23 protein-coding genes, 2 tRNA genes and 1 pseudogene are annotated in these 26,221 nt (G+C 66.9%); 21 read left to right on the top strand and 5 right to left on the bottom strand.

Annotated elements, in window-relative coordinates:
• Positions 1-75: 75 nt before the first annotated feature.
• From ACV7NN_RS06310 to ACV7NN_RS06275, 8 genes are all read left to right on the top strand, one after another.
• A complete protein-coding gene (locus ACV7NN_RS06310) occupies positions 76-1,290 on the top strand; it encodes a sensor histidine kinase (protein ID WP_463348723.1) in 1,215 nt (404 codons plus the stop codon).
• Positions 1,287-2,432, top strand: a complete 1,146-nt coding sequence (locus ACV7NN_RS06305; RefSeq protein WP_463348722.1) for a hypothetical protein — start codon at positions 1,287-1,289, stop codon at positions 2,430-2,432. Before ACV7NN_RS06310 ends, ACV7NN_RS06305 begins: the two co-directional genes overlap by 4 nt.
• A 6-nt stretch (positions 2,433-2,438) precedes the next feature.
• Entirely contained in the window at positions 2,439-3,107 is a 669-nt protein-coding gene (locus tag ACV7NN_RS06300) for a response regulator transcription factor (RefSeq protein ID WP_463348721.1), read from the top strand.
• A 30-nt stretch (positions 3,108-3,137) separates the two neighbouring features.
• On the top strand, positions 3,138-3,815 hold the full coding sequence (locus ACV7NN_RS06295) for a thymidine kinase (RefSeq protein WP_463348720.1): 678 nt from the start codon (positions 3,138-3,140) through the stop codon (positions 3,813-3,815).
• A 13-nt stretch (positions 3,816-3,828) separates the two neighbouring features.
• Positions 3,829-5,142: a UDP-glucose dehydrogenase family protein gene (locus tag ACV7NN_RS06290; protein WP_463348719.1), complete on the top strand. Its 1,314-nt coding sequence runs from the start codon at positions 3,829-3,831 to the stop codon at positions 5,140-5,142.
• A gap of 94 nt (positions 5,143-5,236) precedes the next feature.
• Positions 5,237-7,027: a DUF4012 domain-containing protein gene (locus tag ACV7NN_RS06285; RefSeq protein WP_463348718.1), complete on the top strand. Its 1,791-nt coding sequence runs from the start codon at positions 5,237-5,239 to the stop codon at positions 7,025-7,027.
• A gap of 52 nt (positions 7,028-7,079) precedes the next feature.
• A complete protein-coding gene (locus ACV7NN_RS06280) occupies positions 7,080-7,652 on the top strand; it encodes a hypothetical protein (RefSeq protein ID WP_463348717.1) in 573 nt (190 codons plus the stop codon).
• A gap of 89 nt (positions 7,653-7,741) precedes the next feature.
• A complete protein-coding gene (locus ACV7NN_RS06275) occupies positions 7,742-8,776 on the top strand; it encodes an LLM class flavin-dependent oxidoreductase (protein WP_463348716.1) in 1,035 nt (344 codons plus the stop codon).
• A 41-nt stretch (positions 8,777-8,817) separates the two neighbouring features.
• Here the strand turns inward: ACV7NN_RS06275 and ACV7NN_RS06270 are convergent.
• The 3 genes from ACV7NN_RS06270 to ACV7NN_RS06260 all read right to left on the bottom strand — a co-directional run bounded on the left by ACV7NN_RS06270 (position 8,818) and on the right by ACV7NN_RS06260 (position 12,487).
• Positions 8,818-8,891 (bottom strand) — tRNA-Pro (locus ACV7NN_RS06270).
• A gap of 66 nt (positions 8,892-8,957) precedes the next feature.
• Positions 8,958-9,935, bottom strand: a complete 978-nt coding sequence (locus ACV7NN_RS06265) for a metallophosphoesterase (RefSeq protein ID WP_463348715.1) — start codon at positions 9,933-9,935, stop codon at positions 8,958-8,960.
• The gene (locus tag ACV7NN_RS06260; protein ID WP_463348714.1) at positions 9,935-12,487 is read right to left on the bottom strand and encodes a transglycosylase domain-containing protein; all 2,553 of its coding nucleotides are present in this window, start codon (positions 12,485-12,487) and stop codon (positions 9,935-9,937) included. Before ACV7NN_RS06260 ends, ACV7NN_RS06265 begins: the two co-directional genes overlap by 1 nt.
• A 68-nt stretch (positions 12,488-12,555) precedes the next feature.
• Between ACV7NN_RS06260 and ACV7NN_RS06255 the strand changes: the two genes are divergently transcribed.
• Together ACV7NN_RS06255 and ACV7NN_RS06250 are read left to right on the top strand one after the other, a co-directional pair.
• On the top strand, positions 12,556-12,729 hold the full coding sequence (locus ACV7NN_RS06255; protein WP_463348713.1) for a DUF4177 domain-containing protein: 174 nt from the start codon (positions 12,556-12,558) through the stop codon (positions 12,727-12,729).
• Positions 12,726-13,199, top strand: a complete 474-nt coding sequence (locus ACV7NN_RS06250) for a RidA family protein (protein WP_463348712.1) — start codon at positions 12,726-12,728, stop codon at positions 13,197-13,199. Before ACV7NN_RS06255 ends, ACV7NN_RS06250 begins: the two co-directional genes overlap by 4 nt.
• An 87-nt stretch (positions 13,200-13,286) precedes the next feature.
• On the opposite strand, the gene acs is transcribed toward ACV7NN_RS06250, so the two are convergent.
• A complete protein-coding gene (gene acs / locus ACV7NN_RS06245) occupies positions 13,287-15,236 on the bottom strand; it encodes an acetate--CoA ligase (RefSeq protein ID WP_463348711.1) in 1,950 nt (649 codons plus the stop codon).
• A gap of 346 nt (positions 15,237-15,582) precedes the next feature.
• On the opposite strand from acs, the gene ACV7NN_RS06240 reads away from it, so the two are divergent.
• From ACV7NN_RS06240 to ACV7NN_RS06220, 5 genes and pseudogenes are all read left to right on the top strand, one after another.
• Positions 15,583-16,611 (top strand): TadA family conjugal transfer-associated ATPase, encoded by a 1,029-nt coding sequence (locus tag ACV7NN_RS06240; RefSeq protein ID WP_463348710.1) that lies wholly within the window; start codon positions 15,583-15,585, stop codon positions 16,609-16,611.
• Positions 16,598-17,530 carry a type II secretion system F family protein gene (locus ACV7NN_RS06235; RefSeq protein WP_463348709.1) on the top strand — a complete coding sequence of 311 codons (933 nt, stop codon included), beginning with the start codon at positions 16,598-16,600 and terminating at the stop codon, positions 17,528-17,530. The genes ACV7NN_RS06240 and ACV7NN_RS06235 overlap by 14 nt, the downstream gene beginning before the upstream one ends.
• A gap of 99 nt (positions 17,531-17,629) precedes the next feature.
• Positions 17,630-17,821, top strand: a complete 192-nt coding sequence (locus ACV7NN_RS06230; protein ID WP_463348708.1) for a DUF4244 domain-containing protein — start codon at positions 17,630-17,632, stop codon at positions 17,819-17,821.
• Positions 17,814-18,170: a TadE family type IV pilus minor pilin gene (locus tag ACV7NN_RS06225; protein ID WP_463348707.1), complete on the top strand. Its 357-nt coding sequence runs from the start codon at positions 17,814-17,816 to the stop codon at positions 18,168-18,170. Before ACV7NN_RS06230 ends, ACV7NN_RS06225 begins: the two co-directional genes overlap by 8 nt.
• A 1-nt stretch (position 18,171) precedes the next feature.
• A pseudogene (locus ACV7NN_RS06220) lies at positions 18,172-18,540 on the top strand (Rv3654c family TadE-like protein); the annotation flags it as partial.
• Between the two features lie 33 nt (positions 18,541-18,573).
• Here ACV7NN_RS06220 and ACV7NN_RS06215 read toward each other — a convergent pair.
• On the bottom strand, positions 18,574-18,819 hold the full coding sequence (locus tag ACV7NN_RS06215; protein ID WP_463348706.1) for a hypothetical protein: 246 nt from the start codon (positions 18,817-18,819) through the stop codon (positions 18,574-18,576).
• Between the two features lie 212 nt (positions 18,820-19,031).
• Here ACV7NN_RS06215 and topA point away from each other — a divergent pair, with 212 nt between their 5' ends.
• The 6 genes from topA (at position 19,032) to ACV7NN_RS06185 (ending at position 26,192) form a co-directional block, all read left to right on the top strand.
• Positions 19,032-21,866, top strand: a complete 2,835-nt coding sequence (topA, locus tag ACV7NN_RS06210) for a type I DNA topoisomerase (protein ID WP_463348705.1) — start codon at positions 19,032-19,034, stop codon at positions 21,864-21,866.
• Positions 21,863-22,495: a dTMP kinase gene (gene tmk / locus ACV7NN_RS06205; RefSeq protein ID WP_463348704.1), complete on the top strand. Its 633-nt coding sequence runs from the start codon at positions 21,863-21,865 to the stop codon at positions 22,493-22,495. The genes topA and tmk overlap by 4 nt, the downstream gene beginning before the upstream one ends.
• Before the next feature lie 52 nt (positions 22,496-22,547).
• Entirely contained in the window at positions 22,548-23,699 is a 1,152-nt protein-coding gene (locus ACV7NN_RS06200; RefSeq protein ID WP_463348703.1) for a DNA polymerase III subunit delta', read from the top strand.
• Between the two features lie 25 nt (positions 23,700-23,724).
• Entirely contained in the window at positions 23,725-25,281 is a 1,557-nt protein-coding gene (locus ACV7NN_RS06195; protein WP_463348702.1) for an alpha/beta hydrolase, read from the top strand.
• A 64-nt stretch (positions 25,282-25,345) separates the two neighbouring features.
• Entirely contained in the window at positions 25,346-26,026 is a 681-nt protein-coding gene (locus tag ACV7NN_RS06190; protein WP_463348701.1) for a TetR family transcriptional regulator, read from the top strand.
• Positions 26,027-26,119: 93 nt separating this feature from the next.
• A tRNA-Thr gene (locus ACV7NN_RS06185) sits at positions 26,120-26,192 on the top strand.
• Positions 26,193-26,221: the final 29 nt, after the last annotated feature.

Raw genomic sequence — 26,221 nt, 5'->3', positions numbered from 1 at the left:
ACCGCGCTCCGGTGGAATAATCCGAAGAGTCCGGGCTTCGACGTCCACGCTTCGACGCGCTGAAGGGGGTTGTGCATGTCGCTGGGACTGCCGAGTCACCTCGCGCGCGCGGCCAACAGCCGCGCCATCGCGGCGGCGGCCCAGGCGGCCGCATTCGTCTGTCTGGCGTCAGCGTTCGTCAACCTCCTCATCGCGTGCCTCGGATCGGGCGGAGGCCGGTACTGGTACGCAACGACGGTGCTCGTGCCGATGGGGGTCCTCCTCGTCCTCCTCAGCAGGCGACGCACGACCGTCCTCACGATCACCTACCTCGTGGTCGGCGCCGTCTCCACCTACCTCTATGCCGCCGCCGTTCTCGCGCTCACGCCGAGCTATCACGACACCAACCTTTTCGTCATCGCCCTGCCCATCGTGGCCATGACGCTCGTCGGCGGGACGGGCACGGGAGCGCTGGCGGGCATCCTGTGGGCGACCCTCGGATTCGCGCTGGCCGAAGTCGCCGTCTACTGTGCAGCGGTCACGGTCGGCCGTGCCTTCCACACGGACGCGATCTCCCTCGGCGCCTACCTGCTCGTCGTGGGCGTCCTCGCCTTCGACGGTCTGACGAGAGGGGCTCGCAGCCGACCGCAGTCGGCCATCCACCGAGCGATCCGCGACAACCGGGAAGCGGCGATCCGTCGCGAGCTGGCCGTCGAGGCGGCCGCCGAACTCCACGACACAGTGCTCAGTGAGCTCGTGGCGATCGCCAGTTCGGCCCCCGGCCCCCTCCGCCCGCAACTCCGACGCCGCATCGAATCCGATCTCCTGCAGCTCGGCCGGGACCCCACCGCGGGTGCCGCCGAGCGGCGAATCACACCGGCCGATCCGGCCGACGCCTGGTATGAGAGCGATCTCCGCGAGGCGATCGAACTGGCCCGCGACGAGGGGCTTTCCGTCGACGTGTCCGGCGAAAGGGAGGCGCTCGGCCTGCTCAGCGCGGAGCGGCGCAACGCGGTCGGCCTCGCGGTGCGGCAGTGCCTCGTGAACGTCCTCAGGCATTCGGGCAGCGGCACCGCCGAGATCGCGATCTCGGCCTCGGAGGAGAGCGTCTCCGTGCTCGTCGTCGACGCCGGTCGCGGATTCACGGTCACGGCGGCCGCGACCGACCGTCTCGGACTGCGCAACTCCGTCCACGATCGGATCGAGCGGGTCGGCGGGAGCGTCACGGTCTGGTCGAGCCCCGACATCGGCACGACGGTCATGATGCGCGTGCCGACATCCCGGTCCGCGGACAAGGACCTGGTCCCGTGACGGCCGGCGAACGCACACCTCAGCGACTCGATCCGATCGGGACTTTCTCGGCGTGGCCGCTCGGCCCGTTGATCGCTTGCATCGTCGTGGCCTATTCGGTGTATTCGACACTCAACCATCTCGACCAGGTCACCAACCCGCTGTTGGCGTGGCTGGCCCTCCTGGTCATGGCGGCGGTCTCGGCCTATTTCTGTTTCCGTTCTCGCGCGGTCGTGGCTCCGTTCAGCCGGACCGCGCTCATCCTGGTCGTGGGGGGCTCGACGGTCGCCAGCACGCTCTTCACACTCTCCGTCTGGGGTGGCAATCGCATCATCCAGGATGACTGGGGGCAGATCGCGGTCGCCCTCACCCTCGTGATATTGCCGCTGTACCGCCCCATCGAAGAAGTGCTCAGCGGTGCCGGGTTCGCCGCACTGGTCGTCGGAATCGAAGCGGGGCTCGAGGGCCCATCGCTGCAGATCGCTAACATCCCCTTCGTCTATCTCACTGTGGCCGCGACGCCGGTCATCGCGCTCGGACTAGCGGGATGCGCGTACGCCTGGGTGATGACCGGGGACACGCTGCAGTGGGGCGAGGCGGCGCGGGAATCGCAGCAGCGGCTCGACCCCGAGTTGCGGGAGAGCGCGACACGAATGGTCAACCAGGACAGGATCACCCTGCTGAACAGAGCAGCTGTGCCCTACCTCGTGGGGCTGCTCGAACACGACGAGCTCACGCCCTCCGACATCGAGCGAGCGCGCAGCATCGCGGCCGAGGTGCGGCGTGTCGCCGTCGAGGACCTCGATCGCGGCTGGCTCGAGGAGAGCGTCACGAGGGCGGTCGAGGATCCTGCCGTGGGCGTCGTCAGCGATCCGCACCGACTCGCCGACCGCATGAGCGAGGAGCAGCGCGGCGTCGTGGGGGCGACGATCGCATCGGCTGCACGCGCACGTGGGTTCGGATCCTCAGCGCTGTCGATCGAGATCGCGGGGGTCGCCGGTCGGGCCCACGCCATCTTGGGCGCCAGGATCGACGCCCCGAGGCGGGAACTGCGGCGCATGTTCGCGCCGTATCTCGCAGCCCTCCGCGCCGTCTCCTCGGACGCGACGCTCGACGCGCAGGACGGTTCCGTGACGATACAGTTTTCGTATGGCGAGTCCTGAACGACGATGAGCACCGCAGACCAGAACACGATGCCCGGGCCGGTTCGGCTTGCCATCCTCGACGATCATGAGCTTCTGCTAGACAGCTTCGCCAGCTGGATCAAAGCCAATGCGCCTGAGTTCGAGCTCGTCCTCCGCGCCAGCACGTGGCTCGAACTGGTCCACAGCAACGCTTTCCCCACCGATCTGGTGATGATGGACCTCCAACTGCGCGAGACGGTCTCGATCGGCGCCCGGGTGCGCACCTGCCGGGCCGCGGGCGCGAAAGTGATCGTGCTGTCGGCGATCGACACGCAGGCGGATCGTGACACAGCGCTTGCCGCCGGGGCCGCCGCCTATCTCAACAAGTCGCAGCCGATGAGCGAGGTGATGGCCGTGGCCCGAACGGTGATGGGGCTCGACGGCACGGCGACCCAGGAGCCCGCCTGGCGACCGCTTCCGAATGGTGCGACCCAGATCGCCCGTCCCCACCTGAGCGAGGGAGAGCGACTCGCGCTCTCCCTGTATGCCGACGGGCGGACGACCGGGCAAGTGGCGCGGGAGATGGGCGTGCAGTACGAAACGGCGAAGACGTACCTGAGACGCGTGCGCGAGAAGTACGGCAAGGCGGGGAGACCGACCAGCTCGCGCGCGGATCTGATCCGCCGGGCCGCGGAGGACGGCTTCCTCACCTGAGACCGGTCGAACGACCCGTAGGATCGTCTCGTGGCAAAACTGTACTTCCGATACGGCGCGATGAACAGCGGCAAGAGCACTGCGATGCTCCAGGCCGCCTACAACTACGAAGAGCGCGGACACCGGGTCCTGCTGGCCAAGCCGGCGATCGACACCAAAGGCGACATGGGCATCCTGTCGCGCCTGGGGGTGACGCGCGAGGTCGACTTCCTGATCGCTCCGGAGACGGATGCGTACGGTCGCTTCCAGCATCACCGGGAGCGCACGATCAAACGCTACGAGCGCGACGTGAGCTGCCTGCTCGTCGACGAGGCGCAGTTCCTCACGGAAGCCCAGGTCGACGACCTCCTCCGGATCGCCATCCTCGAGAACATTCCCGTTCTGGCATACGGCATCCGCACCGATTTCCAGACCGTCGCCTTTCCCGGCAGCCGCAGGCTCCTCGAGATCGCGCACAGCCTCGAAGAGCTGAAGACGATCTGCCGGTGCGGTCGCAAGGCGATCTTCAATGCTCGCAAGATCGACGGCATCTTCGTGTTCGACGGCGATCAGGTGGCCATCGATGGCGCGTCGGTGAGCTACGAGTCGCTGTGCGGCGCCTGCTACCTGCAGGAAAGCCAGGGGGTACTGAACAACGGCCGGCGTCGCTGGCCTGTCGATGCGGGAACTCCGGCCTACATGGCCGAGCCGGACCCCGATTTCACCTGAACGAGAGTTGGCAATGAAGATATCCGTGATCGGATGCGGTTACCTGGGCGCGGTCCACGCGGCGGCAATGGCGGAGCTCGGGCACGACGTCGTCGGGATCGACGTCGACGCCGAGAAGGTGGCGAGCCTGGCTGCGGGAATCGCGCCGTTCTTCGAGCCCGGCCTGCCCGAGATCCTCGCGTCCGCGTCCGCGAGTGGGCGGCTCCGATTCAGCACGGACATCTCGGAGGCTGCCGAAGCGGTCGTTCATTTCGTGGCCGTGGGCACTCCCCAGTTGCCCGGGAGCAACGCTGCGGACCTGCGCTTCGTCGATGCTGCATTCGCCGCGCTTGCGCCCCACCTCAAGCCGGGCGACGTGGTCGCTGGGAAGAGCACTGTTCCGGTCGGTACTGCCGAACGTCTCGGCGAACAGCTGGCGTCGGCCGCCCCCGGCGCGATCCTCGCCTGGAATCCGGAGTTCCTGCGTGAGGGGTTCGCGGTCTCGGACACGATCTCTCCCGACAGGCTCGTCTACGGCGTTCCTGGCGGGGAGTCCGGCTCGCGCGCTGCGGCCATCCTCGACGACGTCTACGCGTCTGCGATCGAGGGGGGCACGCCGGTCGTCGTCACCGACTACGCCACCGCTGAGCTGGTGAAGGTCTCGGCGAACGCATTCCTTGCGACCAAGATCTCGTTCATCAATGCTATGGCGGAGATCGCCGAGGTGACGGGAGCCGATGTCACGGCGCTCGCCGATGCGATCGGCTACGACGCCCGGATCGGCCGCCGCTTCCTCAACGCAGGCGTCGGGTTCGGCGGCGGGTGCCTGCCCAAGGACATCCGCGCGTTCACTGCGCGCGCCGAGGAGCTCGGCCGAGGCGAATCGGTGGCATTCCTCAAGGAGGTCGACCAGATCAACCTTCGGCGCAGGCAACGGGTCATCGACCTCGTCGTGCAGTCGCTCGACGGCCAGATCAACGGAAAACGGATCGCTGTGCTGGGGCTCGCTTTCAAACCGCATTCCGATGATGTGCGCGATTCCCCGGCGCTCGACGTCGCGGTGCAGCTTCGCGGGCTGGGAGCGGAGGTCGTCGCGACCGATCCGCAGGCGGTCGAGAACGCCCGGCGCCGCCATCCGCAGCTCGTGTACGCGGACAGCGCACATGACGCCCTGAACAATGCTGACGCGGTCGTGCTGGTCACCGAGTGGCCCGAGTACACCGCTCTCGACCCGGTACAGGCCGCCGGTGTCGTGGCCGGCGCGGTGATCATCGACGGGCGCAACTGCCTGGACACCGAGCGGTGGCGCGCCGCGGGCTGGACCTACCGGGGGCTCGGCCGGCGCTGACGGAGATCCCGCTGCTCTGATCGTTATCGAATTCCCCCCGTTCGGGGGTGTCTAGGGGCTCTCGGAAAAGCTGAGGAATTGTTACATTTACGAGATGGGGTCTACCCGGGCAGTCTCGAACCGGCGACGTGTCATCACGCTCGTCGTCATCGCTGTCGTCCTGGTGCTTGCGGCGGCAGTCGCCTGGATCGGGATCCGCGGACTTCTCGCGCGGCAGGAGCTGAGCGCGATCTCCCCACTCGTCGCGCGGATCGAGTCCTCGGTGGCATCCGGGAACGTGGGCGCAGCGCGGACAGCGGCGAAGCAACTCGAGGCCCACGCCCACCGTGCCGCGGGCCTGACCAGCGACCCTGTGTGGGTGAGTGCCGAGATCCTTCCAGGAGTCGGACCGAACCTCACGGCGGTTCGCCAGCTCGCAGCCGCGACCGAGACGGTGTCCTCCCGCGTCGTCTCGCCACTCATCACGGCGTCCGCGTCCATCGATCTCGAGAAGTTCAGGCCGGTCGCCGGCCGGCTGGATACAGCCCCGCTGATAAAGGCGGGTCCACCCATCTTCCGGGCGCAGGCTGCGCTGAGGGAGGCGCGCGCGTCGGTCGCGGCGATCAGCACGGCGGGCACGATCGGAGCAGTGCGCGACGCTGTGGATACGGTGGGGACCGCCCTGAGCCGGGCGGACACGACCGTCACGGCGCTGGCGAACAGCGCGATCGTTCTTCCCGGCATGCTCGGGGAGGACGGCGCGCGCAACATCCTCCTTCTCGCCCAGAATCCGGCCGAGCTGCGGGCGACGGGCGGGATCGTGGGTTCGCTGACCCTCATCCACGCCGACCATGGCGCCATCAGGATCGTGAAGCAGGCGTCGACGGCTGACTTCCGGCCCCTGGCGAGCCCGGTGATGACGCTCCCCGCGGAGACTGAGGGGCTGTACGGACCGGTCGTGGGGCGCTATGTGCAGGACGTGGGAGCGACGCCGTACTTTCCCTTGACGGCGCTGCTGGCCGCGAAGATGTGGACGACGAAATACGGAGGACACGTCGACGCCGTGGTGGCGATAGATCCTGTGACCATCAGCTACGTCCTGGGTGCCACGGGGCCGGTGACGGTCAAGGATGGGCGACAGATCTCGTCGAAGAACGTCGTGCAGGTGCTCCTGAGCGAGAGCTACCGCGACTATTCGGAGCCTTCCGATCAGGATGCCTTCTTCGCTTCGACGGCGTCGGCTGTCTTCTCCAAGGTCGCCTCCGGTTCGGCGGACGCCGCACAACTTGTGCACGCGCTGGTACGCGCTGGGTCGGAGCATCGCGTTCTCCTGTGGAGCAATCATCCGTCTGAGCGGGCCGTGTTCTCCTCGACCACGCTCAGTGGCGGATACCCGCTCTCGAATGCGGGTGTCGCAGGTATCGGGGTGTACTTCAACGACGCGACCGGCGGCAAGATGGACTACTACCTGAAGTCGGCTGTCTCCGTGGCGAGCGCGGTGTGCCGCGCGGATGGGGTCCCGACCTCCCGGGTGACGGTGACCCTGACCAACATGGCCCCGGCGGATGCGGCGACGACGCTTCCGAGCTACGTCACGGGCGGCGGGATGTTCGGGGTGAGTCCTGGGACGATCAGTACCCGAGTAGCCGTCTACGGGCCGAAGAACGGTCTTGTCACCGCGACGTCGAGTAAGGGCGCGGTCTATCCGACCCGCGCCGGCACCGATAACTCACGGCCGGTGAGCCTTTTCACGGTCATCCTGCCGCCCGGGGAGAGCAGGACGGTCGACGTGGACCTTCTCGATATGAAGCAGGTCCGGCCGAACGCGTCCCTCATCGTTACCCCCAGTCTGGGTGGCACGGTGGCCCAAAACGTTGCCCTTGCCTGTCACCGACCAATAAACTGAGAAATAATCACGTATCCGCGTGTTCACAGTTCCGGTCCGAAAGGCGCCTCCCATGTCCAGGAAGCTGATCGCCACACTGCTCCTCGTCGCCGCTGCCACCCTTGCGGCACCCGCGGCCGCCAACGCCGTCGACTACACCAGCGGAGGCAGCTGCAGTGTCAGCCCGTCCACGCTCGCGGGAGGCCAGACGGCCACGCTCAGCTGCGATGCGGGCACCTTCGGCCCGTCCGAGGACGTCAGCTACGTCGTCTCCGGCGAGAACGGCTCGGACGCGCACCTCGCCTCGTTCACGACATCGATCAGCACGGCGCACGTCGTCAAGGTGTCCAACGCGAACGGCAGCGCGATCCTGCTCATCACGGTCCCGCAGTCGGCGAGCGGCGCGTACCAGATCACCGGAACGGGAGCGAGTTCGCACGCTGTATCAACGGCGACGGTGACGGTCGTCCCGGCGGACGCCTCGTCCTCGACCGGCTCGTCGACGTCCAGCAGTTCCGGAACCGGGCTCGCGGACACGGGCTCCATCATCAGCGGATCGCTCATCGCCGCCGGTGTCGGCCTGGCACTCGCGGGAATCGTCCTTCTCATCATCCTGGCGGCTCGCCGCCGTCGGGCTTCGATCTGAAAGCCGGACCCGGGCAGTCCGCGTCGGCTGCGGATCGCCTCGAGGCTGGATCCGGGAATCGATGGAGCCGTTTCGTCGTTGCCTGAAGGGTGAACTCCGCAGCGACAGCATCCGTGCCCCTCAACGTCCTCGACCTGGCAAGCCGTCCCTTCGGCGGCAGCAACGCGGACGCCGTCCGCGATTCAGTGAAGCTGGCCCAGGAGGCGGAGCGCCTCGGCTTCTCGCGTTTCTGGGTCGCCGAGCATCACGGGATGCCCGGGATCGCATCCAGCGCCCCGGCTGTGCTCATCGCGGGCATCGCCGCAGCCACCGATCGGATCCGCGTCGGCAGCGGCGGCGTGATGCTTCCGAACCACGCACCTCTTGTCGTCGCCGAGCAGTTCGGCACGCTCCGCGCGCTCTACGGTGACCGGATCGACCTCGGGATCGGCCGCGCGCCCGGCACGGACGGCGCTACCGCGATGGCGCTGCGCCGCAGCGCCGAAGGGCTGGGCGTGGAGGACTTCCCGCAGCAATTGCTAGACCTCTTCGGGTTCTTCTACGGAGGGCTCAGCGACTCCAACCCGCTCCACACCATAACCGCGGTGCCCGGCCTGGGCGACGCGCCCCAGGTCTGGCTCCTCGGATCGAGCGGCTACAGCGCCCAGGTCGCGGCGGCGCTCGGCATTCCGTTCGCCTTCGCCCACCATTTCGCCGGCGAGAACACTGAGGCGGCGCTCGAGTTGTACCGCTCGCGATTCACGCCGAGCGACATCCTCGCCGAGCCGCACAGCATGATCGCCGTGAACGTGATCTCCGACGACGATCCGGAGGTCGTGCGCGCGCAGTCCCTCCCTGGCCAGCTCTCCTTCCTGCGCATGAGACAGGGCGGCAAGCCGCAGCCTGTCAGCATCGAGGAGGCCCTCGCGCACGAGTTCACGCCCATCGAACAGGAGTTCATCGCCGCGCGGACGGCGCGCCAGGCGGTCGGCACGCCTGACGAGGTCGAAACGCGACTCCGGTCGCTGCTGCAGTCGACGGGCGCCGACGAACTGATGATCGCGTCCGGGGCCGCGACACTGGAGGCGCGCATACGGTCGCTCCAGGTCGTCGCCGACCGGATGGGCGTGGAAACGCCCGCTTAACCAGCTGTTGCCGGAGCGTCTGGCTCCGGCAACAGCATCTGTCGGGGTGGCGGGATTCGAACCCACGACCTCTTCGTCCCGAACGAAGCGCGCTACCAAGCTGCGCCACACCCCGAGTGGCCCGAAGGCCTCAACTAGGATACACGCTGCGGAGAGAGGTCGGTGACCAGTCGGGCGCAGCTCAGCGCGCAGGAACCAGGGTGAGGAGGCTCGCCTCGGGCGGGCAGGCGAACCGGAACGGAGCGTAGATAGAGGTTCCGAGGCCCGCGGAGACGTTCAGGTAGGCAGAGCGGAAAGCGTGCCGCCAGATGCTGAGGCCTTTCGCCTGGCGCCGGGGGATGTCGCAGTTCGTGACGAGTGCGCCGAAGCCGGGGACGCAGACCTGGCCGCCGTGTGTGTGGCCCGCGAAGATGAGCGATGCGCCGTAGGTCACGAAGGAGTCGAGCACCCGCTGGTATGGCGCGTGCGCGACACCGATCGACAGCGTCGGCCGCTCCGGCTTCGGTGCGTCCTCGGGCCAGGTCGCATCCTCGGCATACGGGTCGTTCTCGCGGAGCTCCTCGAGTGCGCCGGGGATCAGCTCCAGCCGGTCGAAATGACGATGGGGGTCGTTCACGCCGAAGAACTCGACGTGCGTGCCACGGAGGTCGAGCGAACCCGCGGCATTGTTGAGGTCCAGCCAGCCGAGATCGTCGAAGTACGCGGTGAGGGCGGCGTTGTCGAGCATCCCGGCGGTTGTCGCCGGTCGCGATGGGCCCGTGAAGTACTTGAGCGGGTTCTTGGCCTGGGGACCGTAGTAGTCATTCGAACCGTGCGCGAACACGCCAGGGATGCCTCGGAACCGCTCGAAAGCGTACTCGAGCCCGACAAGGCCATCGGCGTGGCCGAGGTTGTCTCCGGTGTCCACGATGAGATCGATGTCGAGGTCGGCCAGCGAGCGGATCCACTCCTGCTTGGGGGTTTGCCAGGGGGCCATGTGGAGGTCGGAGAGATGGAGCACCCGGATGGGATGCGCTCCCGCGGGCAGCACCGGCACGCTGACCCGGCGCAGCGTGAACATGTTTCGCTCGACGAGTGTCCCCCAAGCGAAGGCGCCCGCGGCCGCAGCACCCGCCACCGCGAGTGCGGTGGCGGCGCTGCGGACGTGTGCGCGAGCCACTACGGTTTCGGTGCCACGGTCGGAGGCGGTGATTGCTGGAGCGTGAGTGTCACCTTCGAGCCCGGCTTCGCGCCGGTTCCGGCGCCCGGATCCATCGTCTTGACGACGTCGTCGGGGTTGCCGCCGCCCTTCACCTGCACAGTGAAGCCGTTCAGCGCAGCCTGCGCCTCCGAGAGTTTCTTGCCGACGACGTTCGGCAGGGCGACCAGTGAAGCGTTGCTGGTGTACACCGTGATCACGGTGCCCTTGCTCACGCTCGCGCCGGCGCCCGGGTCGGTTCCGTCCACGGTTCCGGCGGGCTTCATGGAGTCACGGGGACCGCCGTCAGCGTAGTTCAGGCCGAGCCCTTCGATGATGGACTTCGCTTCGGCCGGGCTTCGGCCGCTCAGGTCCGGCACCTGCACCTGCACGCCCTGGAGGAGCTTGGCGTCTGGCGTCGGGAACGCGTCTCCGCCGAACTTCGCGACCGCCGCGCCCATGATGTTGCGCATGACGGCCGTTCGGGCGAGCGCCGGGGTCGTGCCGTGCGTCGGGTAGATGCTTCGCATCGACACGTGGCCGGAGATGTTGCCGACCCAGTACGCACCGGCCATCTTCGTGGTCGCGGCGACCAGCCAGATCTGCTCGTTGTTGTCGGTCGTTCCGGTCTTGGCCAGCATGTCGACATTGCTCGGGTTCATACCGGCAGCGGTTCCGCTGGACACGACCTTCTTGAGCGCGTACGCCATGGTGGCGGCGATCTGCGGGTCCACCGCCTGCGTGCACTTCGACTTCGGGGCGGGAATCGCCTTGCCCGTGCCGTCGAAGATCTTGTCGATCGCGACCGGGCTGCAGACGACGCCCTTGTTCGCGATGCCCGCGAAGGCGGTCGCCATGGTCAGCGGTGCGATCTCATTGATGCCGAGCACGCTCGTCGGATACGTCTTCAGCGGAGCGCCGTCGGCGCGGTGCACGTCGAAGGCCTCGGCATCGTGACGGATGTCGCAGAGGTCGAGCTGATGCGCCATGGCGATGTAGGCCGTGTTCACCGATTCGGTCGTCGCGGTCTGGGCGCTCATGATGCCGCCCTCACCGGCCGAGTCGTTCGTCGGGTGATACGGGCCGGATGCGGGGCCGTCGCAGCTGTTCTTGAACGTCGACGCGTCGTAGGTGATCGGGTTCGCGTTGACGGTCTCGTTCAGCGAGTGACCGGCCTGGAGCCAGGCGGCCAGCGTAAAGACCTTGTAGGTCGATCCAGTCTGGAAGCCGCTCGATCCGCCGTACGTCTGGTCGGTGTTGTAATTGATCGAGGTGTAGTTGGGGCCAGACTTCAAGACCTCGGGGTCCTGGCTGTAGTCCTTGTTCTGCGCCATGTAGAGCACGCGGCCGGTTCCCGGCTGCACGCCGACGGCGGCGGCACCGAGGTTCGCCCTGTCGTACGTCTTCGGCACGTAGTCACGGATCGAGCCCTCGGCGGCACCCTGCATGTCGAGGTCGAGGCTGGTGTAGATCTTGTAGCCGCCGCGGTAGAAGTTCGACGTGCGGGTGTCCGCATCCTTACCGAACGCGGGGTCTTTCAGGGCGATGTTCTGCACGTAGTCGCAGAAGTACGCCGACCCGCCCGCGGTCTGGCAGCCGCGCACCGATGGGGTGATCTTGGGCGTGATCTTGGTCTTGAGAGCCTCTTCGTACTGGGCCTTGGTGAGCTTCTTGTACTCGTACATCTTGCCGAGGATGTAGTCGCGACGCTCTTTGTTGGCCGCGTAGCCGTTCGCAGCGCCGTTCGTCTTGCTCGTGGGGTCGTCGAGCTTGAGCGCGGTCGGCTGGTTGACGATCGCGACGAGGCTGGCCGCCTGCGAGGGCGTCAGGGCCTTGGCGGTGACGCCGTAGTAGTACCGTGCGGCCGCTTCGATACCGTAGACGCTGCCGCCGAACCCGGCGATGTTGAGGTACCCGTCGAGGATCTGGTCCTTCGTGTACTTCTTCTCGAGGCCGATCGCGTACTTCATCTCCTTGAGCTTGCGGTCGGGGGTCACGCCCGTGGAGTTCTGCACACAGGCTTCGTACGCCTTCTGGTCGGCATCGGTCTTGACCGGCTTCGCTTCGCACTTCTGCAGCAGCACGTTCTTCACGTACTGCTGGGTGATCGACGAACCGCCCTGGGTGTCCTTCTTGAGCGCCGTGAAGAGCGCGCCTCGGATGGTGCCCTGGATGTCGACGCCGCCGTGCGTGTAGAACCGCGGGTCTTCACCTGCGATGGCCGCGTCCTTGGCGGACTGCGAGATCTGGTCGAACTTCACGGGGAGACGGTTCTGGGCGTAGAACGTGGCAAGAGGAACGTCTGTGCCGTTGCTCGCCTTCGCGTAGATGGTGGTCGGCTGGGCGAGTGCTCCGACGGAGAGATACTCCGGGAGACCTTCGAAAACGCCGATGCTGTCGTTAGCGGCCATGCCGGTCACCGCGATGGCGGGGGTGACCGCGGCAGTGACGAGGAGGCCCGCGACGACACTCATGCCGACGAACGCGCCAAGCGCACCGAGCGCACCTCTAGCCGGGGGTTTTTTGGCAGACATAGAATCAAGCGTAGGTCAGAAACCTGACAAACCCCCTGAACGCCCGAGCTGAACGCACGAGGAGAACCATGCCCCGCTGGGAATACGCGACGATTCCGCTGATCATCCACAACACCGCTGCGATCCTCAACACGTGGGGATCCGAGGGGTGGGAACTGGTCCAGGTCGTCCCCGGCCCCGAAGGCGGGCTGGTCGCCTACCTCAAGCGTCCGGTGCTCGAGACGGATGGTGGCGACCAGTGAGCTCGACCGTAGAGACGCGTCTCGCCGAGCTCGGGATCGAGCTTCCCGAAATCGTGCCCCCGGTCGCCTCCTACATTCCCGCGGTGGTCGATGGCTCGCTCGTCTTCACCTCGGGCCAGCTCCCGATGGTGTCGGGAGCCCTTCCGGCGACCGGCAAGGTCGGCGACGGCCACGGCCTCGTTCCGGCGAGCGATGCGAAAGCGTACGCGCGGATCTGCGCACTCAACGCCCTCGCGGCGGCGAAGGGCGTGATCGGATCGCTGGACCGGGTGACGCGCGTCGTCAAGGTCGTCGGCTTCGTCGCATCCGATCCGTCGTTCACCGGCCAGCCGGGCGTCATCAACGGCGCATCCGAGGTGCTGGGCGAGATCTTCGGCGATGCCGGAGTCCACGCCAGGTCCGCGGTCGGCGTCGCCGTACTCCCGCTGGATTCGCCGGTCGAGGTCGAGTTGATCCTCGCCTTCGACTGATCGACGGCCCGAAACCCGAGAAGCCGACCTCGTCCGCGAAGGATGAGGTCGGCTTCCTCGTTGATGCGGACTCTGGCCGCGGATCCGCTACCTGAGCTTGCCCTGGATGATCGTCATCACGGTCGTGTCGGCGAGTGTCGTGGTGTCGCCGATCTCGCGACCTTCGGCGACATCGCGCAACAGCCGGCGCATGATCTTCCCCGAGCGCGTCTTCGGCAGCTCGTTGACGACGAAGATCTGGCGGGGCCTCGCGATCGCGCCGATCTGCTCGGCGACGTGGGCGCGGAGCACGGCGGCGACATCCTCGGAGTCCGCCACCTCCTGCTGGCTCTGCTTGATGATCACGAAGGCGACGACGGCCTGTCCGGTCGTCTCGTCGCTGGCGCCGACGACAGCCGCTTCCGCGGTCAGGGGATGCGCGACCAGGGCCGACTCGATCTCGGCGGTCGAAAGCCGGTGGCCGGAGACGTTCATGACGTCGTCGACCCGGCCGAGGAGCCAGATGTCGCCGTCCTCATCCAGTCGGGCTCCGTCGCCGGCGAAGTACTTGTCGCCGAACTTCTCCCAGTACGTCTCCTTGAAGCGCTCGGGGTCGCCCCAGATGCCGCGCAGCATGCTCGGCCACGGCTCGGTGATGACCAGCAGCCCGCCGTTGCCGTGGCCGACGTGCTCTCCGGCGTCGTCCAGCACATCGACAGCGATACCGGGGAGCGGAGTCTGCGCGCTTCCCGGCTTGGTCGAGGTGACGCCGGGAAGAGCGGAGATCATGATGGCGCCCGTCTCGGTCTGCCACCAGGTGTCGACGATGGGGGTCTGGCCGCCGCCGATGACCTCGCGGTACCACATCCACGCCTCCGGGTTGATCGGCTCACCGACCGAGCCGAGCACGCGCAGGCTGCTGAGATCGAACGCCTGGGGGATCTGGCGGCCCAGCTTCATGAACGAGCGGATGGCCGTGGGAGCCGTGTAGAAGAGGGAGACCTTGTACTTCTGGATGATCTCCCACCAGCGGCCCTGGTGCGGGGTGTCCGGTGTTCCTTCGTAGAGCACCTGGGTCGCGCCGTTGGCAAGGGGCCCGTAGACGACATAGCTGTGCCCGGTGACCCAGCCGATGTCGGCGGTGCACCAGTAGACGTCGGACTCCGGGTGCAGATCGAAGACGTTCCTGTGGGTGAACGCGGCCTGCGTGAGGTAACCGCCGGAGGTGTGGAGGATTCCCTTCGGCTTGCCCGTCGTTCCGCTCGTGTAGAGGATGAAGAGGGGTTGCTCGGCCCCGAACCCCTTCGCCACGTGGTCTGCGTCGACCTGCGCGACCTCGTCGTTCCACCAGAGGTCACGGCCTTCGACCCAGTCGACCTCGTTGCCGCCGCGCTTGACGACGAGCACGTTCTCGACCGACGAATCGCCTGCGGCCAGTGCCGCGTCGACCGCTGCCTTGAGCGGGAACACCTTGCCCTTGCGCCAGCCGCCGTCGGCCGTGATCACGAGTTTGGCGCTCGCGTCGTCGATGCGGGAACGCAGGCTTTCGGCGCTGAAGCCGCCGAAGACGACGGAATGGACGGCTCCGATGCGGGCGACGGCCAGCATGGCGACGACGGCCTCCGGGATCATCGGAAGGTAGATGGCCACCCGGTCACCGGCCTCGATCCCGAGGCTGGTGAGCAGGTTCGCGGCGCGCTTGACATCGGCGGTCAGCTCGGCGTAGGTGATCGAGCGGCTGTCGCCCGGCTCGCCTTCCCAGTGGATGGCGATGCGGTCGCCGTTGCCGGCCAGCACGTGACGGTCGAGGCAGTTGTATGCGACGTTCAGTTCGCCGTCGTCGAACCACTTCGCGAACGGCGGGTTCGACCAGTCGAGCGTCTTCGTGAACGGCTTGTGCCAGTGGAGGAGCTGCCGGGACTGGTCCGCCCAGAAGGCCGGCCGGTCTGACGCCGCTCGTTCATAGAGGTCGGCGCCGGCGACGGCCTGGGCAGCGAATTCCCCGGTGGGTGGAAAACGTCGATCCTCGTGCAGCAGGTTGTCGATTGTGTTGCTCATGGGGAGTGTTCTCGCTCCTTTGCGATGCTGGTTCTGCAGGTGTCGTGGCGCGACTTGTACAGACATTACCGTGCGCCGGTGACCCCGTAATCGGAGACTTGCGAAACCAGTTATTAGGCGTACACTAATACCCGGCCGAATGTAAATTCTGGCGTGCGGCGCGAACGATTCCCCCCAATCACGCGTCGCTGTGGCGGCACCTGTTCCCCCCAATAGGTGCCGCCCCCCTTTGTTTAACGGGTGGTGTCTGTGGGCCGCCTCTTTCACAACCGACGACGACCCGCAGCAGTCCACAACTCGGGCTTCGGGTCGTCGTGCGCGAGGAGCGCCCACCTAGCCTCGCTGCATGGGACCCAACACCTCGGAGAACTCCGCCCACGTTCCTTTCGTGCCCGTTCCGGTGCGCGCGAGTCCCGCTGCCGAGACGGCGCCCGTCGACTGGACCGTGTTCGGACCGCTTGCGCCGCACGTCGCACGCGCCGGCGTCACCGATGTCTTCGTGAACGGCGCGGAGCTCTGGTGCGATGGCGACAGCGGGGTGCATCGACTAGGGGGATGGTCCGCCGACGAGCGCGCCACCCGCGACCTCGCGGTTCGGCTCATCGGCCTGGGCGGGCGCCACATCGACGAAGCGACACCGTTCGTCGATGTGCGTCTGGCCGGGGGAGTCAGAGTGCATGCGGTGCTCCCTCCGGTCTCGACGACCGGCACGCTGCTGTCCATTCGCATCCCGCGGCGCGAACGCCTCACCATCGAGGGACTCGTCTCTGCGGGTTCCGCATCCGAGCAGCAGGCGGTCATCCTGAGGAGCGCGGTCGCGCAGCGCGTGAACCTCCTGGTGACGGGCGCGGCCGGAGCGGGGAAGACGACGTTGCTCGCCGCGATGCTCTCCGCGTCGGCCCATGACGAGCGGATCGTACTCATCGAGGATGTCGCGGAACTCCGGATCGACCATCCGCACGTCGTGGGTCTCCAGGCTCGCCAGTCCAACCTCGAGGGCGCAGGAGGAGTCGGACTGCCGCAGCTGGTCCGGGAGGCGCTTCGGATGCGGCCGGACCGACTCGTCCTGGGCGAGTGCCGAGGTGCCGAGGTGCAGGATCTGCTGAGCGCACTCAACACCGGTCACGACGGAGGCGCGGGAACGCTGCATGCCAACTCCCTCAGCGACGTTCCTGCGCGTCTCGAAGCGCTCGGAGCGCTGGCAGGGATGCCGGACCGCTCGATCGCTCGGCAGGCCGTGAGCGCGATCGGACTCGTCATCCACGTCGCGCACGTCCACGGCAATCGTCGCATCGTCGGCTTCGGGCGATTGCGGGTGGATGAACGGTTCCGGCTCACAATCGACGAGCTCGGGATGCCCGATGCGAGGAGGTAGGGCCGGCCGGTCATTCGAGATCGAACGGTTGGCCGCGCTGGCCGAATCACTCGCGACGCTTCTCGAGGCCGGGATCGCACCCGCGTCCGCGTGGTCATACCTCTCTGAGAGCACCGATGATCCCCTCGCTGCGCAGGTCGGCCGCGATGTGGCACGCGGAGGAGACGTCGTTTCAGCGATCATGCACGCTCGCGCTGGGCCCGCAGGCGCAGAGGGGGCGCTCGCCGCGCTCGCCGCATCGTGGTGGGTCGCATCCGAGTCCGGCGCGCCGCTCGCCGATTGTCTTCGGGCCTCTGCGGAGTCGTTCCGCAGGCAGGCGGACACCGAGCGTGACATCGCTGTGGCTCTCGCCGGTCCTGTCCTGACCGCCCGGCTGGTCTCATTCCTTCCCCTTGTCGGGCTGCTCTTCGGAGCGATGCTCGGTTTCGACACCGTCGGGGCGCTCGTGGGGAATCCGATCGGATGGGCCCTCCTCGCGGCCGGCGTGCTGCTCATGGCCGCGGGTGCGGCATGGAATCGCCGGCTCACGCGGCGCGCGACCCCGTCCGGATCAGCCGCGGCGATCGAGCTCGAACTCCTGTCGGTCGCGCTGTCCGGGGGTGCGGCGATACCGGTTGCGCGGAGCGTCGTCACGGATGCGCGTCGCCGCTTCCTCTCTGCGATCGGTGACGGCTCCGCGTCCGATGTCGAACGAATTCTCGCACTGTCTGCGCGTGCGGGGGTCCCTGCCGGCGGCCTGCTCCGCAGCGAGGCCGACCGTCGACGACGGGAATCGCGCAGTGCCGGGCAGGCGGCCGCTGCTTCGCTGGCCGTGCGGCTGATGCTCCCGCTCGGGATCTGCGTCCTGCCGTCCTTCATGCTCCTGGGGGTCGCGCCGCTCGTGCTTGTCATCGTCTCGTCCACATTCGCCGCTATGTAGCCCCTTTCCCCAGAAGCCGGCGAGGGCGCCCGAAGGGATGGGGGACCGCGAAGGATGGATGAAAGGGGCGCGTTGCTCCCGAAGCGAAAGGAACGAGATATGAATCGGATGAGGCGTACACGAATCGTGGCTTTGTTATCGGACGAGCGAGGATCGGCGACCGCCGAGTACGCCGTCGCGACGATGGCGGCGGTGGGATTCGCTGGGCTCCTCGTGGTGATCCTCCGCGGCGACGAGGTCAGGCAAGTGCTCACAGACCTCGTGCGTCGAGCGCTCTCCATCGATGTGTGACACGTCATCAGCGCTGTCCGAGCGCGGGAGCGTCACGGCGGAGTTCGCGGCGGTCGCGCCTGCGATCGTCCTCGTCCTCGCGCTCTGCGTGGGCGCGCTGCAGGCGGTGACGCACCAATTGCGGGTCACCGATGCAGCCGCCGACGCCGCCCGGGGGCTCGGACGAGGGGATGACATCGCAGCGGTCACGGCTCATGCAAGGACCGCGCTCGGCGACGTCGCACTCATCACGGACACCGAGGGCGACTTCATCTGCGCGCAGCTTCGTTCGCCGCTCCCGTCGGGGCCATTCGGCGCCCTCGGGCTTGCGGGCGCCGCGCGGTCCTGCGCTCTCGCGGGCGGGCTCTGAGATGCACGCGTTCAAGCGCACGCCCAGTCCCGGTGCCGACGATGTGAGAACGCGTGGGGGTAGCGGTGAACGCGGTTCGGTCTCCATCGTCGCCGTCGCGATGATGGCGGGAGTCCTCGCGCTGACCGGGTGCATTGCAGGACTGTCGGCGGCATTCGTCGCCAAGCAGCGCGTCGTGGGGGCTGCCGATGCCGCAGCGGTCGCTGCGGCCGACGTCGGATCGGGGGCGGTCTCCGGCTATCCCTGCACCCGGGCAGCAGACGCTGCACGTGTCAACGGTGCCGCACTCGTCGACTGCACGCTCGACGGCCCCGTGGCGTCCGTCCTCGTCGCGGCGCAGGTTCTCGCCATCGAGGTCCGTGCGCGTGCCAGAGCCGGACCGCCGCGTGCGGCGGGGCAGGGGTCAGTCGAAGACGGCTTCGAGGTAGCGGTATTCGACAGCGCTCGGCCTGCTGTCGAGGGCGTCCTCCGAGGCGTACTCGACGCCGCCGCTCCGAGTGTAGAGGTACCGCTTGCCGCCGGACTCCGCCTTGATCTCGATTCGCGGACGGGGGTCGCCGGACTCCAGGAACTCGGAAGTGATGGTCTTACCCTCGAGCGGGCCATCGGTCAGTTTGGCAGTGTACGTCCCCATTGATGTTGTAGCCATGAATGCCATTTTCCTCAGCCACAGCGCCACCGCAAGGGCTGCGCTGCAGGCGAACGAGCACGGAACGATTAGGTGTAAAAGCAGTAGAGGTGTGTATGGTGTGCCTTGATGAGCGGCGCTGCTCACAATCAGAGCTGAGGGAAGCGCCGGGGGAGCGCATCGACGGGGACCCAGCTGTTTCTTCACAGACGCGTATATATAAGAGGAGTCAGGTGCCAGACACGAAGAAGCTGGTCATCGTCGAGTCACCGACGAAGGTGAAGTCGATCGCCCAGTATCTGGGAGAAGGGTACGAGGTCATGGCCTCGGTGGGTCACATCCGTGATCTGATCGAGCCCAAGAACCTTCCGCCGGAGCTCAAGAAGGGCTCGCTCGGCAAGTTCTCCGTGGACGTCGAAAATGGTTTCGAGCCGTACTACGTCGTCTCCGACCAGAAGAAGAAGACGGTCGCCGACCTCAAACGGGCACTCAAAGACGCAGACGAACTCCTGCTCGCAACTGATGAAGACCGCGAAGGCGAAGCCATCGCGTGGCACCTCATCGAGGTTCTGAAGCCCAAAGTTCCGGTACGCCGCATGGTCTTCCACGAGATCACCCGCGAAGCCATCGAGCAGGCACGCGACAACACCCGCGAGATCGACAGTGCACTCGTCGACGCCCAGGAGACCAGGCGCATCCTCGACCGCCTCTACGGTTATGAAGTTTCGCCCGTGCTGTGGCGCAAGGTCGGTCCCGGTCTGTCCGCAGGACGCGTGCAGTCCGCCGCCACCCGACTCGTCGTCGACCGGGAGCGGGAGCGCCTCGCGTTCGTCGCGGCCGGCTACTGGGACCTCATCGCGCAGCTCGCGCCGAGTGCCGCGCCAGATTCCGCTGCCACCTCGTTCGAAGCGCGGCTGGTCAGGCTCTCGGGTGAGCGCATCGCCACCGGACGCGACTTCGACGACCGCGGCCAGCTGAAGAGCGGTGCACGCACCCTCGACGAAGCGGCCGCCTCGGCGTTGGCTGAAGCCATCGCCCGACCGAGCACGGTCGTCGCTGTGAGCAAGGTCGAGTCCAAGCCGTACTCGCGTCGTCCCGCAGCCCCGTTCACCACGTCGACACTCCAGCAGGAAGCCGCTCGCAAGCTGCGCTTCTCCGCGCGCCAGACGATGAGTGTGGCGCAGTCGCTCTACGAGAACGGCTACATCACCTATATGCGCACCGACTCGCCGTCGCTCTCGAAGCAGGCGACCGACGCGGCGCGCAAGCAGGCGGCCGACCTCTACGGCGCCGAGACGGTGCCCGACAAGCCGCGCACGTACGCAGGCAAGAACAAGAGCGCCCAGGAAGCCCACGAAGCCATCCGGCCATCGGGTGAGACGTTCCGAACCCCTGCCCAGCTGTCCTCCGTGCTCCGCGGAAACGACATGCGTCTCTACGACCTCATCTGGAAGCGCACCGTCGCATCCCAGATGGCCGATGCCAAGGGCCAGACCGCTTCGGTGACGATCGAAGCATCGGTCGCAGAAGGCGACAACGCCGGGTCTGTGGCCGAATTCTCGGCGAGCGGCACGGTCATCACGTTCCGTGGATTCCTCCAGGCCTACGAAGAAGGCCGTGACGAAGAACGCAACGCGTCGACGGAGCCTGCCGAAGCCAAGCTTCCCCCGCTCGAAGCGGGGCAGAAACTCGATGTGGTGGATGTCGAGGCCAAGGGGCACGAGACGACCCCACCGCCTCGATATACCGAAGCGAGCCTCGTCAAGACGCTCGAAGAGCTGGGAGTCGGCCGGCCTTCGACGTACGCGTCGATCATCTCCACGATCGTCGACCGCGGCTACGTCACGCCCCGCGGCCAGGCGCTCGTTCCCAGCTGGGTGGCGTTCTCGGTAGTGCGGCTGCTCGAGGACTACTTCGGAGATCTCGTCGAATACGACTTCACCGCCGAGATGGAAGACGACCTCGACCGCATCGCCGGCGGAGAAGCCGAGCGCAATGACTGGCTCAACAGCTTCTACTTCGGCAGCGAACGCCACAAAGGTCTCCGCCAGGTCATCGACAACCTCGGCGACATCGATGCGCGCACGATCAACTCGATCCGCATCGACGACGACATCACCCTGCGCATCGGCAAGTACGGCCCGTACCTCGAGGTCGTCGACCCGGATGCGGCCGAGGGTGCGACTCCGCGCCGTGTGAACATCCCGCAAGACCTGGCGCCCGACGAGCTCACCCCCGCGAGAGCGCTCGAGCTCATCGACGCGCCGGTGCAGACCGATCGAGTACTCGGCGTGAACCCGTCGAACGGGAAGCAGATCGTCGCTAAAGACGGCCGGTTCGGACCCTACGTCACCGAGCTCGAACCGGAAGAGCCGGAAGCACTGACCGTCGACGGCGCGAGCGTCGACCCCGAGACGGGCGAAATCGTCGAGGCGCCGGCAGCACCGTCTGCCACGGCGACCTCGGGAGCCAAAAAGGCCGCGTCGAAGAAGCCGGCTACAAAGAAGCCCGCGGCGCCCAAGCCGCGCACCGCCTCGCTCTTCAAATCGATGGACCTCGCGACCATCGACATGGACACGGCCATGCAGCTGCTCGACCTTCCCCGCGTCGTCGGCGCCGATCCGACCACCGGCGATGAGATCCAGGCACAGAACGGACGCTACGGCCCCTACCTGAAGAAGGGGACGGACACGCGCTCGCTCACCGCGGAAGACGAGATCTTCTCGATCGACCTCGCAGGCGCTCTCGACCTCTTCGCTCAGCCGAAGTACGGTGCGCGACGCGCGTCGAGCGCTCTCAAAGAGTTCGACGCGGACCCGGTGAGCGGAAAGCCGATCAAGATCAAAGACGGACGCTTCGGTCCGTACGTGACCGACGGTGTGACGAACGCCACGATCCCCAAGAGCGAAATGGTCGAAGAGGTCGACTTCGAGCGTGCGGTTCAACTGCTCGCGGACAAGCGTGCCAAGGGACCCGCGAAGAAGCCCGCCGCAAAGAAGGCGACCACGACGAGGAAAGCGCCGGCGAAGAAGGCGACAACGACGCGCAAGGCCCCGACGACCAAGTGAGCGAACGGAGCGACCAGGGCCTGTTCATCACACTCGAAGGCGGCGACGGCTCGGGCAAATCGACGCAGGCGGAACACCTCGCGAGCTGGCTGCGCGAACGCGGGCGGACGGTCGTCAGGACGCGCGAACCCGGCGGCACGGAAGTCGGCGTCGAGATCCGCGAGATCGTCCTGCACCACCGCGGCGACATCGCACCACGCGCCGAAGCGCTCCTCTACGCGGCCGATCGCGCCCACCACATCTCGACGTTGGTCCGCCCGGCACTCGCGCGCGGTGAGGTCGTCATCCAGGACCGCTACCTCGACTCATCCGTCGCCTACCAGGGCGTCGGCCGGGTGCTCGACCCGGGCGAGATCCGCAGCCTCTCCCTGTGGGCGGCCGAAGGGCTGCTGCCCGATCTCACGATCCTGCTCGACCTCGACGAGACCATCGCACGAACCCGTCTGGACAGCGCGCGGACCCGCTACGACCGCCTCGAAGCCGAGAAGGCCGAGTTCCACGCGCGCGTCCGCGCCGCCTACCTCGGGCTGGCGGCCGACGAGCCGGAGCGATTCCTCGTCCTCGACGCCGCACAGCCGGTCGAAACGATCTCGGCGTCGATCCGGGAACGCGTCGGCACCCTTCTCTGAACGGCCTGTGGACATCGTCAGCGACGTCGGCGGCAGACGATAGCCTTGGACAATGGCAGTGTGGGACGACCTGACAGGTCAGGCTGAAGCCATTGCCATCTTCGAGGCAGCGGCAAGCGCGCGCGACGGCGGCGCGATGACGCATTCGTGGCTCATCACAGGCCCCCCAGGGTCCGGGCGGTCCAACCTCGCGTTCGCGTTCGCCACCGCCCTGCTCAGCCCAGGAGACCCCGAAGGCGACCTGGCGACCCGCAGGCAGGTCGAAGCGCGAACGCACCCCGACCTCGCCGTGCTCAGCACCGAACGCGTGATCATCTCGATCGAAGAGGTGCGCAGCCTCGTCGCGAGCTCCCAGTTCTCCCCATCCGCAAGCCACTACCGGGTGATGATCATCGAAGACGCCGACCGCATGAGCGAACGCACCTCGAACGTCCTGCTCAAGGCGCTCGAAGAACCGCCGGAGCGGACGGTCTGGATCCTGTGCGCGCCCAGCGACGCCGACCTCATCCCCACGATCCGGTCGCGGGTGCGCACCGTCCGGCTTCGCGTCCCCAGCACCACAGACGTCGCCGAGCTGATCCAGCGCAGAGACGGCGTCGACCCGGTCGTCGCCGAGCGCGCCGCCCGCGAGGCCCAGAGCCACATCGGCATGGCCCACCGTCTGGCGACCAACGCAGAAGCCCGGCGACGACGCGAAGAGACCATCGAGATCGCCCTCGGAATCCGGTCCGTCTCCGACGCGGTGCTGGCAGCCGCGCGTCTGCTCGAGATCGCGGGCGCGGACGCGAAAGCGATCACCGAAGAACGCGACGCCGAAGAGCGAGAACACACGCTGCGGTCGCTCGGGATCGAACCGGGCGGAACCATCCCACCTGCGCTCCGCGGTCAGCTCAGGCAGCTCGAAGAAGACCAGAAGCGCCGGGCCACCCGCAGCCTCCGCGACGGCATCGATCGCATCCTCGTCGACCTGCTCTCCCTCTACCGCGACGTGATGATGCTGCAGTTGGGCAGCACGAGCGAACTGGTCAACAAAGAACGCCACGATCAGCTCGAGCTTCTCAGCACCCATTCGACTCCAGCAGATACCCTCGCTGCAATGGACTCGATCGCCACCGCGCGCGAGCGAATCGACGGCAACGTCGCTCCAGCGCTCGCGCTCGAGGCGATGCTCGTTTCGATCGTGCGCGGCTCGACGCGATCCTGAACACGATCGTCAACAAGGAGAAGGTGTGACAACAGGCACGACAGCACGCGGCAGACGTGGTGCGACCCGCTTGGCGCTGCTCGCCGCCGTCACCGCCGTGTCGCTCACGCTCAGCGGATGCGTCGGACTCTTCCTGCCGTCGAAGACGACCGCGACGTCGACGCCCGTCGCCGAGAACGTTGCAGCCGACCTCCAGCCGTTCTACCAGCAGAAGCTCGTGTGGACCAGTTGTGCGAGCGGGATGCAATGCACGACCGCCAAAGCGCCGCTCGACTGGTCGAACCCGTCCGCCGGCCAGATCAAGCTGGCGCTCATCCGTCACCAGGCCACGGGTACCCGGCTCGGGTCCCTCCTGGTCAACCCGGGCGGCCCGGGCGCGTCGGGCTACGACTTCATCAAAGACTCGCTCGACTTCGCGGTCGACAAGAAGCTGCAGGCCTCCTACGACATCGTGGGATTCGATCCGCGCGGTGTCGGCCGTTCCTCCGCCGTCACGTGCTACGCCCCGGCGCAGATGGATGCGTACCTGTACGACATCACTCCGGGCGTGCGCGGTTCAGATGAATGGATCGCCAACAATGTGAGGACCGCCAAAGACTTCGGGACGGCCTGCGCCAGCAACACCGGTGCGCTGCTCGACCACGTCGATACCGTGTCGGCCGCCCGCGACCTCGACCTCCTGCGTGCCACGCTCGGCGACGAGAAGCTCAACTATCTCGGCTACTCCTACGGGACGTATCTCGGCACGGTCTTCGCCGACATGTACCCCCAGAAGGCCGGACGACTCGTCCTCGACGGCGCACTCGATCCGGCTTCGGACAACAACGAGGTCACCACGATCCAGGCAAAGGGATTCGAAAGCGCCCTCCGTGCCTACCTCAGGGATTGCCTTGCTCACAGCCACTGCCCGTTCACGGGAACCGTCGCGGATGGAATGGCGACCATCACCGCTCTCCTCGCGTCGGTCGAGGCGAGTCCGATCCGAAACAACGACGGCCGCGAGCTCGGGGCCAACACTCTCGTCACGGCGATCATCTTCCCGCTCTACGACCGCGCCAGCTGGACCTACCTCAGCAAGATGTTCAGCTCGGTCATGCGAGGCTCTGCGGCGTTCGCCTTCCAGCTGGCAGACGCCTACAACAACAGGAATGACGACGGAACGTACGCTGACAACTCCATGGAGGCCTTCACGGCGGTCAACTGCCTCGACTTCAGCTACAACGCCGATCCGGCCGTCATGCGGCAGCAGGCGGCCGAACTCGCCAAAGCGGCACCGGTGATCGGGCCCTACCTCTCGTACGGCGACGTCGGATGCGCGAACTGGCCATACAAGTCGACTCTGAAGCGTGGCCCGATCGCTGCGGCGGGGTCCGCGCCGATCATGGTGGTGGGAACGACCAACGACCCCGCGACCCCGTACGTCTGGGCGCAGAACCTCTCCCGCGAACTCGAGAACGGTCACCTCGTCACGTACAAGGGCGAGGGGCACACGGCATACAACAAGTCGAATTCCTGTGTGAACAATACGGTCGACGACTTCCTGGTTCACGGAACCGTGCCGAGCGCAGACCCGAAATGCTGAATTCCTCGCAGGAAAGATGAAACGAAAAGTGGTGCAAGTTTGCAGAGAACGCAATAATTAGCCCATGAGTGTGATTGAGGAAGAACTCGGCCTGCGCGAACGCAAGCGCCTGGCCACGCGTCGTGCGATCCAGCTTGCGGCAGTCGAGCTCGCGAGCGAGCGAGGCTTCGACAAAGTCACAATCGACGAGATCAGCCATCTGGCGAACGTCTCGCCGCGAACATTCTTCAACTACTTCCCGTCGAAAGAGTCGGCGATCATCGGAGAGCTGCCCCTCATGCCCGACGCGCTCACCGTCCAGGACTTCGTCGAAGCCGGACCGGGTGAGCCCATCCTCGAGGGCATCCGCAGGCTACTCGTCGCCGCGATCGACATGGGCGAACTCGACACCGGCGGTCCCGCGGCCGACGCGGGGGAAGCGCGAACCGTTCACAACCTGCACAAGATGCGGCGCGCGCTTCTGAAAGACAATCCTGAACTGTTCGCGCAGCGCATGGCGAGCATGCACCAGTTCGAGGATGCGCTCAGCGCGGTCATCCAGCAGCGCCTGGCCCACGACACTCCAGCGCTCAGCGAAGACCCGGAGACGCTGCACCAGCGGGCGCGGCTCGTCACCTACGTCGCGTTCGCCGGGATGCGCCATGCCTGGTCGTGCTGGGCCGACCACGGCGGGGTCGAACCCCTCGCGGATCGCCTGCGGAGTTCGTTCGAGCAGCTTCAGACGCTCAGCAGCATCGTCCGCTGAACATCGCGCGGACAACGTCGGGAGTGTGCGAATGCGCCCGCGCCATCAGGTAAGCTATCTAGCTGTGCGTCGCGCTCGTAGAGCAAGGCCCACGCCGCCCTAGCTCAGTCGGCAGAGCATCTCACTCGTAATGAGAAGGTCAAGGGTTCGATTCCCTTGGGCGGCTCCGAAGAAGCGTCCGCACGCACGCGACAG

The sequence above is a fragment of the Leifsonia sp. Ger2509 genome (genome assembly GCF_055231915.1).
The sequence above is the reverse complement of the archived record's forward strand: the minus strand, read 5'-3'. Positions and strand labels throughout refer to the sequence as shown.